Source organism: Phenylobacterium sp., from assembly GCF_030654915.1.
Classification (GTDB): Bacteria; Pseudomonadota; Alphaproteobacteria; order Caulobacterales; family Caulobacteraceae; genus Phenylobacterium.
This window is the reverse complement of the sequence record NZ_JAURWM010000281.1, coordinates 1-7,116: the sequence shown is the minus strand read 5'-3', so window position 1 is coordinate 7,116 and position 7,116 is coordinate 1. Positions and strand designations below refer to the sequence as shown.

Sequence of the window (7,116 nt, the reverse complement as noted above, 5' to 3'; positions counted from 1 at the left end):
GTTGGGGGCGGGATGTCTTGCGCCTCTCCCCCGCTGGGGAGAGGTTGGGTGAGGGGTCTTTGGGCTGGCGGATTTGCGGCGGGGGCGTTGTTGAGCGCTTCGCGCCCCCTCACCTAACCTCTCCCGAGGGAGAGGGATTTTTCCGCGCCTCTCCCCCGCTGGGGAGAGGGATTTAGGGGGCCTCGGACTCGGTGACGCTTTCGCGGAAGTCGTCGGCGAGGATGAAGGCGGCGCCTTCTTCGTCGAGGATCCACATGCCCATGAAGGCGGGGTGGGCGGGGTCGAGGTCCTCGTCGAGCAGGTCGCCTTCGTAGAGGCCGACATTGCTGTAGTCGAAGTCCAGGGAGAGCTGGTGGGCGAGGGTGAGCATCTCGTCGGCCATGCGGCGCGAGTAGCCCTGGGCTTCGCTTTCGTTGACGAATTCGTCGGTGAGGGTGTTCACCTCAGCCTCGTTGCTGCCTTGGGTCGCACTGGTTGTGACGATGGTGTACGCGGGCATGATCATCTCTCGTGAGGCTAGATCTCCTCACCTAACCCGTTCGGCCGGCAAAGCGGGCCATATTCTGCAAAAATCTTCCGTTCACGGCATGGCCAACGCCGCCTGCCGGGCGGTCAGTCGCCGCCGCGGGCGTCCTTCTTGGTGGTGCGGTAGGTCTTCTGAGTGGCGGCGTTGCGGCGGCGCTCGACGTCCTTGGCCACCCGCTCGGTCTTTTCTTCCAGCGCCGCCATTTCAAGCCCGAGCTTCTGGAAGTGCGCCCATCGGTCGGGGTCCAGGGTCCCGCTCTTCAGCGCCGCGGCGATGGCGCAGCCCGGCTCGCCGGCGTGGCCGCAATCGTTGAACCGGCAGTCGTGGGCCAGGCGCTCGATGTCGTCGAACACCGCGCTGGCGCCCTCCTCGGCGTCGATCAGGCCGACTTCGCGGATGCCGGGGGTGTCGAGGATCAGGGCGCCGCTGGGCAGCAGGACCAGCTGGCGATGGCTGGTGGTGTGGCGGCCCTGATCGTCGGACTCGCGGATCGCCTGCATCTCCATCCTGTCCTCGCCCAGGAAGGCGTTGACCAGGGTGGACTTGCCGACCCCGGACGAGCCGATCAGCACGCAGGTCTCGCGCGGGGCGACCTGGGCGAGCAGGGGCTCAAGGCCCAGGCCCTGGCGCGCCGACACCATCAGCACCGGGCAGTCGCCGGCCAGGGCGGCGATTTCGGCGGCCTGGCCTTGCGGATCGGGGCAGAGGTCGGACTTGGTCAGGACCACCACGGGGCGCGCGCCGCTCTGCCAGGCGGCGGCGAGATAGCGTTCGATCCGGCGAGGATTGAGGTCGGCGTTCATCGAGGTGACGACAAAGGCGACGTCGATATTGGCGGCGAGGATCTGGGGCCTGCGCAGGTGGGCCGCCCGACGCACGAAGGCCGTGCGGCGCGGCAGGATGGCGTGGATGGTCGCGGTGCGCTCTATCAGGTTCAGCGACAGCGCCACCCAGTCGCCGACGGCCGGATGGCCCGCCTCGCGGGCCTCGTGAAGCAGGCGGCCCGAGATCTTGGCCCGCAGCTCGCCCTCGTCGGTGAGCACCAGATAGCCGTCGCGTTGCTGGACGACGATCCGTCCGGGGGTGTGGCCGGCGCGCGCGTGGGGTTCGAAGGCCAGCGCCAGGGGCTCGGACCATCCATACTGCGCGATCAGGTTGGCCGGCACGCCCTCAGCGCCGGTCGCGGCGGAAGCGGGCGGCTTCCATGGCCAGGGACGATTTCATCGGGTCGGGTTCGACCTCGGCCTGGAACGGCAGCTCGCCGGCGACGCCGCGCAGGGCCAGCCAGAGCTGGGGGGCGAAGTGGTCCAGCATCCGCAGCGGGCGGCGCTTGTCGTCGGTGACGTCCCAACCCTCGGCCTCGAAGGTCTCGACCTGATCGCGCAGCGGGCGGCGCTCGACGCGGTCCCAACCCTCGGGGCGCGGGACGTCGTCGGCCTCGTCCTGGGTCAGGCCGAAGATGGCGCGCGAGCAGTCGTCGATCTCGGGGAACTCGGCGCGGGCGTCGGCGTCCGCGTAGCGCGGCTTCATCAACGCCTTTTGCTCAAGCTCCTTGATCCCAGGCAGGTCGATCAGGCGGCGTAGGGGGGCAGGATCAGGCATGCCGGACGGAACGGCGCCCGCCGCGCCGCGTCAAGGGCGCAGGCGTGGGCGCGCCTCATCCCGCCGCCAGCTGCGCCGCCTCGGCCGCGCAGTCGCCGTCCGGCTTCAGGCCCTTGGCGCGGGCGGCGGCGACCTCGGCCTTGGCGGCGGCGAGGTCGGTCTGGAAGGTGGCGTCCGACTGCAGCTTGGCGACGACGGCCGAGGCCATGGTGCGGCCTTCCTCGGTGTCGCTGAGCCAGTGGACGTTGCAGATCACCCGGCTGTTGGCGAAGGCGCGGCCCCGGGCCAGGACCTCGTTGGCGCGGTCGGGGGCGACCTGCGTCAAGACCAGCGCCCAGCCCCAGCCGATGGCGCTGTGGCCCGAGGGATAGGAGCCGTCGTTGCGCAGCACCTGCTCTTCATTGGGCGTGCAGATCGGCGCGCCGTTGACGGTGAAGGGGCGGGCGCGCTTGAACTTGTTCTTGGTCGGGTAGGTGGAGAGGCCGTTGTCGGCCAGGGTGCGGCGCAGCAGCCGGTACAGGTTGGGGGTGTCGGCCTCGCTGATCTTGACGTCCATCGCGCAGGCGAAGGTCTGCGCGGCCTTGGGGAACTTCAGCTCGGCGTCGTGGGTGGCCAGGGTCCAGCGCGGGGTTCCGCTGAGGGCGACGGCGGCCTTGGCGGCCTCGTCGTCGCGGGCCTGGGCGGCCGAGCCGGCGGCCGGCGGCGGGGGCAGGAGCGACAGGCTGTTCGGCGCGGTTCCGGGGGCGAGATAGCCCGGCAGGTAGCCGGGCATGATTTCCTTGAGCGGACTGGGCGCGGCCTTGGCCTGCGCCCCGGTCTGGGGGCCGGCGCCGCTCGTGCTCGCGCAGCCCGCCAGGAGCGCGCACGCCGCCAGGGTCGTCAGCCATCCACGCTTGGTCATCGTCTCAAGTCCCCAGAATTTGATTCCGCCGAGAGTTTAAGCAGGTTCCCTTGCGGCGCCATAGACGCCCGGCGGCGGGAACCTGGCCGGGGCCTGGCCTGTTGCTCCTGGGTAAGGAGGAAGCCCCATGGACTATCGTCTCTATGTGCTCGATTCGGTCGGCCGGTTCGCCGATGTGGAGGAGTGGAACTGCCCCTCGGACATGGCCGCCCTGGAGCAGGCCACGCGCCATGCGCACGCGTTCGGCGCCGAGCTGTGGCAGGGCGCGCGGCACTTGAGCACCCTCGCCGGGCCGCTGGAGCCTCGGACCCAGGTGGCGCGGGGGTAGGAAGCTAGCGCCGTAGAGCGCTTCGCGCCCCCTCACCTAACCTCTCCCGAGGGAGAGGGATTAGCTTCAGCGCCAGAACCGGAAGGTGCGATAGCCTTCCTGCACGGCTTCCAGCGGCACGCCGATCAGGTGGGTGACCAGGAAGGCCAGGCCGAAGAACAGGTTGGCGACCGGCGGCACGAAGAACAGCACCGCCAACAGGGCCAGCATCGCCAGGCCCTCATACTTGCGGGTCGCCTCGCGCACTTCCTTCGGCAGCCACGGGCGGATGATCCCATAGCCGTCGAGGCCCGGAACCGGCAGCAGGTTGAGCAGCAGGGCGGTGGCCTGGAGGAAGGCCAGGAACGCCAGGGCCGGGATCAGCGGATTGGCCAGGCCGCCTTCCAGGCGTGGCGCGGCCAAGCCGATGGCGGCGGTCAGCACAACCAGCACCAGGAAGGTGCCGAACGGGCCAGCCAGGCTGGCGGCCGAGCGCCAGGCGCGGTTGCGCATCATGTCTTCGCGCAGATAGACCGCGCCGCCGGGAAAGCCGATGCCGCCGAGCACCACGGCGATCACCGGGATCACGATCGAGACGCCAAGGTCGGCGTATTTCAGCGGGTCGAGGCTGAGATAGCCCTTCTCGGCGATGGTCGGGTCGCCGGCCTTGTGAGCGATGAAGGCGTGGCCGAACTCGTGGGCGACCACGGCCAGCACCCAGCCCAGGATCACGAAGACGAAGGTGAATACGCCGCTCGCCTGCGGAACCATGAGCAGGCCGACGCCGCTGGCGATCCAGGCCGCCAGCAGGATGAAGGCGTTGGGGCTGATCGGCGGCCGGCTGGCGTCGGTCGCGGGAAGGTTGGTCAAGTCAGCTCCGGTCGGTTGGGCGTGATGGCGATGATGGCGTGGCCCGGACCCTTGCGCACGATCAGGTCGGCGCGGGGGCGGGCGTGGACAATGTGGTCGTGCAGGTTCTTCAGGTTCACCTGCCGCCAGACCATCTGGGCCAGGCCGGTGGTCTGGTCGCGGTCCATGTGCTGGAAGCGGGCGTAGAAGGAGGCGGGATCGGTCTTCGCCGCCTCCCATAGCTCCAGGAACCGGGCGACGTACCAACGCTCCAGGTCGGCCTCATCGGCCTCCAGGTAGATCAGGGCGTCGAGCAGGCTGGCCGGGCCGGTGTCCGGATCGCGCAGGGCCAGGCCCTCGATGATCAGCACCGGCGGCGGCGCCAGGGTGCGGGCGAGGCGCGGATCGATGTCGTAGGTGACGTGGGAATAGGCGGGGAAGGTCGCCGGCCCCGACCGGATGGCGGTGAGCGCCGAGGCCAGGGCGAGGTGGTCGTAGGTGTCGGGCGCGCCCTTGGCGGCCAGCCGGCCAAGCTCTTCCAGCCTGGCGTTGGCGTGCAGGAAGCCGTCCGTACACACCAACTCAGCGCCCTCGAATTCCGCGCGGAGCTGCTCAGCGAAAGTGCTCTTGCCGACCGCGACCGAGCCGGTGACGCCGATGATGAACGGCGCGCGCGCCGGCGCCAGCGGGGCCAGGGCGGCGGCGACGCTGGCCGGGGTCACAGTCCGGCGACCTTGGCGAGATTGGGCTTGGGGATGGCCGAGGCGAAGGCGCCCTTGGCGTTGGCCTTGTCGCGGGCCAGGTCCGCCCAGGCGCCGGCGAAGGCGTTCGGAGTCTTCGGATCGGGTCCCGAACGGGTGAAGGTCGCCGGGCGGCCGGGCAGGGCGGCGGCGAGCTGGGCCCAGAGGTCGAGGTCGTCTTGCGGCGCCTCGTCGCCCTGCGGCTGCATGCCCTTGGCCAGCATCGCGCCGACCCGCGCGACCTCGGCGTTGTCGGTCCAGATCGCGACCGGGCCCTTGGGAGCTTCCTTCAGCGCCGCGACCAGCGCCGTGAGGGCCATGCGGACCGGGGTGGTGTAGCGGTCGCCGCCGGCCTGACCGACGAGGCCGCCGGCGTCGTCGCGCACATAGGCCCAGCCGCCGCATTTGAAGGCCGGATGATAGCTGGACTGGGTCCAGAAGCGGGTGGTTTTGCTCATGTCAGCTTGGCTGTAGCACTTTGCGGAAATCGCGGCATGATCCCGACAAAATAGGGGAGAGAAACATGGCCGCCACCACCAATCACACCAGCGTCGAGAAGCTGAACCAGGCCAACGAGGGCAAGCTGCCCGGGCACCTTGGCCTGGTGATCACCGAGGTCGCCGAGGGCAAGGTCGTGGGCCGCTGGAAGGTGCGCCAGGATCTGGTGGCGCACACGGGCTATCTGCTGGCCGGCGCGGTGCTGTCGGTGGCCGACATCCTCTGCGCCTATGGCGTCTCGACCTCATGGCCGGAGGGGGCGAACGGCTTCACCACCGCCGAGGTGAAGGCCAATTTCGTCGGCACCCTGCGTGATGGCGAGGCGATCTGCACCGCCACCCTGCTGCATGGCGGCCGCACCACCCAGGTCTGGGACGCCAAGGTCGAGGACGCCGCGACGGGGAAGCTGATGGCCGCCTTCCGCTGCACACAGATCATCCTCTATCCGCGCGCCTAGGGCGCTGTTGGCCGCGCACTCTGCCACCGTTCGTCATCACCGGGCTCTTGACCCGGTGATTGTGCACCAACCTAACGCTGACCCAATTCCAACTTAAGACTGTCAGATATATCGAACGGGCTGCGTAGCCATGCGTTGCTGGCCGCTCAAAGCGGCCCCTCGGAGTGACTGAGAAGGGGGGAAGGCGATGCTCGCTGACGAGGCCGGGAGCGCCCGCGACGCGCCAGAAGCGGAAATTGGCCTTGGGCGGCGAAGCGGACGTCTCATGAACGAGCGTGCCTCGACGCCTACGGCACGTCTCTTTCGCCCAACTCTTCTGTGAGGAATTGCACCGCCGATTCGTTGTAGTTGGATGCCGCGCCCTTCTTCACAACTCCGGTCGCCTCGTAGCGCAGGCGGTCGACATTGGCGCGGAAGGAGTAGTGTGCGAACGCCCTGTCGGCCTTCATCTTCTTCGCCTTGATGATCGCGTCCATCGCGCCCTGCTTCGCCCCGGTCGCCTTCTTTACCCGACGGAATAGTTCGGTGTAGGTGAGCGGGTAGCCCTCCAGCGCCTCCTTGATGGCCACGACCGTCGCCTTCGTCGGAGCGACTTCTCCGACCAGCTTGAGCGTGGGCGCCCCGGACCGCTCCATGAACTCGCCGTCCTTCACAAAGCTGATCTTCGGCAAGAGCGCTTCGTCAATCAGGAACGAGCCCGCCTTGCCGTCAATCTCGCCGGTGACGAGGTTCATGATTGCTGCATTCTCGATGCCGAACCGCATGATGTTCGCAAGGTGCTTGGAGAGGATGGTCTGCGACAGCTGTTGTAGGCGCTGTTCGATAAGGCGCTGCAGGTCGGTGGGGCTGATAAGCCGATCCTCTCCTGGGTAGCGGTAGTAGATGTGGCCCTGGGTCACATCGCCCCCGTTGTGGATGAAGATGACAGGCTTGGTGTGAGCCGGCCCGATCCAGACGACCCCCACCTTCTTTCCGTCGATTTGGTGTGTCGCGGTTTGGATCTCCAGGCCGATGCCGAGCTGATCCCGAATGTTCTGGTTGAGCTTGTTGAGGTCGTAATTCTCGAACTTATCGTCCGGAAGGCCAACGACATTAAAGCTGCCGTTCTCCACGCCGAACACGAAGTAACCGCCCTTGTTGTTCGCAAAAGCCGCGATAGTCTTCATGACGAAGTTTACCGACTTCTTGCATTCGATCTGCTCGGTTTCGGTAATCGCCAGAGAGCCAGGCGAACCG

At 68.1% G+C, this 7,116-nt stretch carries 10 protein-coding genes; 2 read left to right on the top strand and 8 right to left on the bottom strand.

Features of this window, described 5'->3' with window-relative positions; all coding sequences use genetic code 11:
- Nucleotides 1-172: 172 nt before the first annotated feature.
- The 4 genes from Q7T84_RS14970 to Q7T84_RS14955 form a co-directional block, all read right to left on the bottom strand.
- Nucleotides 173-499 (bottom strand): hypothetical protein, encoded by a 327-nt coding sequence (locus Q7T84_RS14970; protein WP_304810370.1) that lies wholly within the window; start codon nucleotides 497-499, stop codon nucleotides 173-175.
- A gap of 113 nt (nucleotides 500-612) precedes the next feature.
- Complete coding sequence (gene rsgA, locus Q7T84_RS14965; protein ID WP_304810368.1) at nucleotides 613-1,692, bottom strand: ribosome small subunit-dependent GTPase A; 1,080 nt, start codon at nucleotides 1,690-1,692, stop codon at nucleotides 613-615.
- A gap of 4 nt (nucleotides 1,693-1,696) precedes the next feature.
- Entirely contained in the window at nucleotides 1,697-2,128 is a 432-nt protein-coding gene (locus Q7T84_RS14960; RefSeq protein WP_304810366.1) for a hypothetical protein, read from the bottom strand.
- Nucleotides 2,129-2,183: 55 nt separating this feature from the next.
- Complete coding sequence (locus Q7T84_RS14955; protein WP_304810364.1) at nucleotides 2,184-3,029, bottom strand: phosphatase PAP2 family protein; 846 nt, start codon at nucleotides 3,027-3,029, stop codon at nucleotides 2,184-2,186.
- A gap of 127 nt (nucleotides 3,030-3,156) precedes the next feature.
- On the opposite strand from Q7T84_RS14955, the gene Q7T84_RS14950 reads away from it, so the two are divergent.
- Nucleotides 3,157-3,357, top strand: a complete 201-nt coding sequence (locus Q7T84_RS14950; RefSeq protein ID WP_304810362.1) for a hypothetical protein — start codon at nucleotides 3,157-3,159, stop codon at nucleotides 3,355-3,357.
- Between the two features lie 66 nt (nucleotides 3,358-3,423).
- Here the strand turns inward: Q7T84_RS14950 and Q7T84_RS14945 are convergent, their stop codons facing one another.
- The 3 genes from Q7T84_RS14945 to Q7T84_RS14935 are packed head-to-tail and all read right to left on the bottom strand — an operon-like array spanning nucleotide 3,424 to nucleotide 5,383.
- Nucleotides 3,424-4,206: a site-2 protease family protein gene (locus Q7T84_RS14945; protein ID WP_304810360.1), complete on the bottom strand. Its 783-nt coding sequence runs from the start codon at nucleotides 4,204-4,206 to the stop codon at nucleotides 3,424-3,426.
- Nucleotides 4,203-4,907, bottom strand: coding sequence for a hypothetical protein (locus tag Q7T84_RS14940; RefSeq protein WP_304810358.1), 705 nt, complete (start codon nucleotides 4,905-4,907; stop codon nucleotides 4,203-4,205). Before Q7T84_RS14940 ends, Q7T84_RS14945 begins: the two co-directional genes overlap by 4 nt.
- The gene (locus Q7T84_RS14935; protein ID WP_304810355.1) at nucleotides 4,904-5,383 is read right to left on the bottom strand and encodes a hypothetical protein; all 480 of its coding nucleotides are present in this window, start codon (nucleotides 5,381-5,383) and stop codon (nucleotides 4,904-4,906) included. Before Q7T84_RS14935 ends, Q7T84_RS14940 begins: the two co-directional genes overlap by 4 nt.
- 65 nt (nucleotides 5,384-5,448) lie before the next feature.
- Here Q7T84_RS14935 and Q7T84_RS14930 point away from each other — a divergent pair, with 65 nt between their 5' ends.
- The gene (locus tag Q7T84_RS14930; RefSeq protein ID WP_304810353.1) at nucleotides 5,449-5,880 is read left to right on the top strand and encodes a PaaI family thioesterase; all 432 of its coding nucleotides are present in this window, start codon (nucleotides 5,449-5,451) and stop codon (nucleotides 5,878-5,880) included.
- Between the two features lie 287 nt (nucleotides 5,881-6,167).
- On the opposite strand, the gene Q7T84_RS14925 is transcribed toward Q7T84_RS14930, so the two are convergent.
- Nucleotides 6,168-7,116, bottom strand: a 949-nt coding sequence (locus Q7T84_RS14925; protein ID WP_304810351.1) for a helix-turn-helix domain-containing protein, incomplete at its 5' end; no start/stop codon positions are given.

Excerpts from the sequence above, each read along its gene's own strand:
- Q7T84_RS14970 (WP_304810370.1), bottom strand. The coding sequence starts at position 499 with ATGCCCGCGTACACCATCGTCACAACCAGTGCGACCCAAGGCAGCAAC.
- Q7T84_RS14960 (WP_304810366.1), bottom strand. The coding sequence starts at position 2,128 with ATGCCTGATCCTGCCCCCCTACGCCGCCTGATCGACCTGCCTGGGATC.
- Q7T84_RS14955 (WP_304810364.1), bottom strand. The coding sequence starts at position 3,029 with ATGACCAAGCGTGGATGGCTGACGACCCTGGCGGCGTGCGCGCTCCTG.
- Q7T84_RS14950 (WP_304810362.1), top strand. The coding sequence starts at position 3,157 with ATGGACTATCGTCTCTATGTGCTCGATTCGGTCGGCCGGTTCGCCGAT.
- Q7T84_RS14935 (WP_304810355.1), bottom strand. The coding sequence starts at position 5,383 with ATGAGCAAAACCACCCGCTTCTGGACCCAGTCCAGCTATCATCCGGCC.
- Q7T84_RS14930 (WP_304810353.1), top strand. The coding sequence starts at position 5,449 with ATGGCCGCCACCACCAATCACACCAGCGTCGAGAAGCTGAACCAGGCC.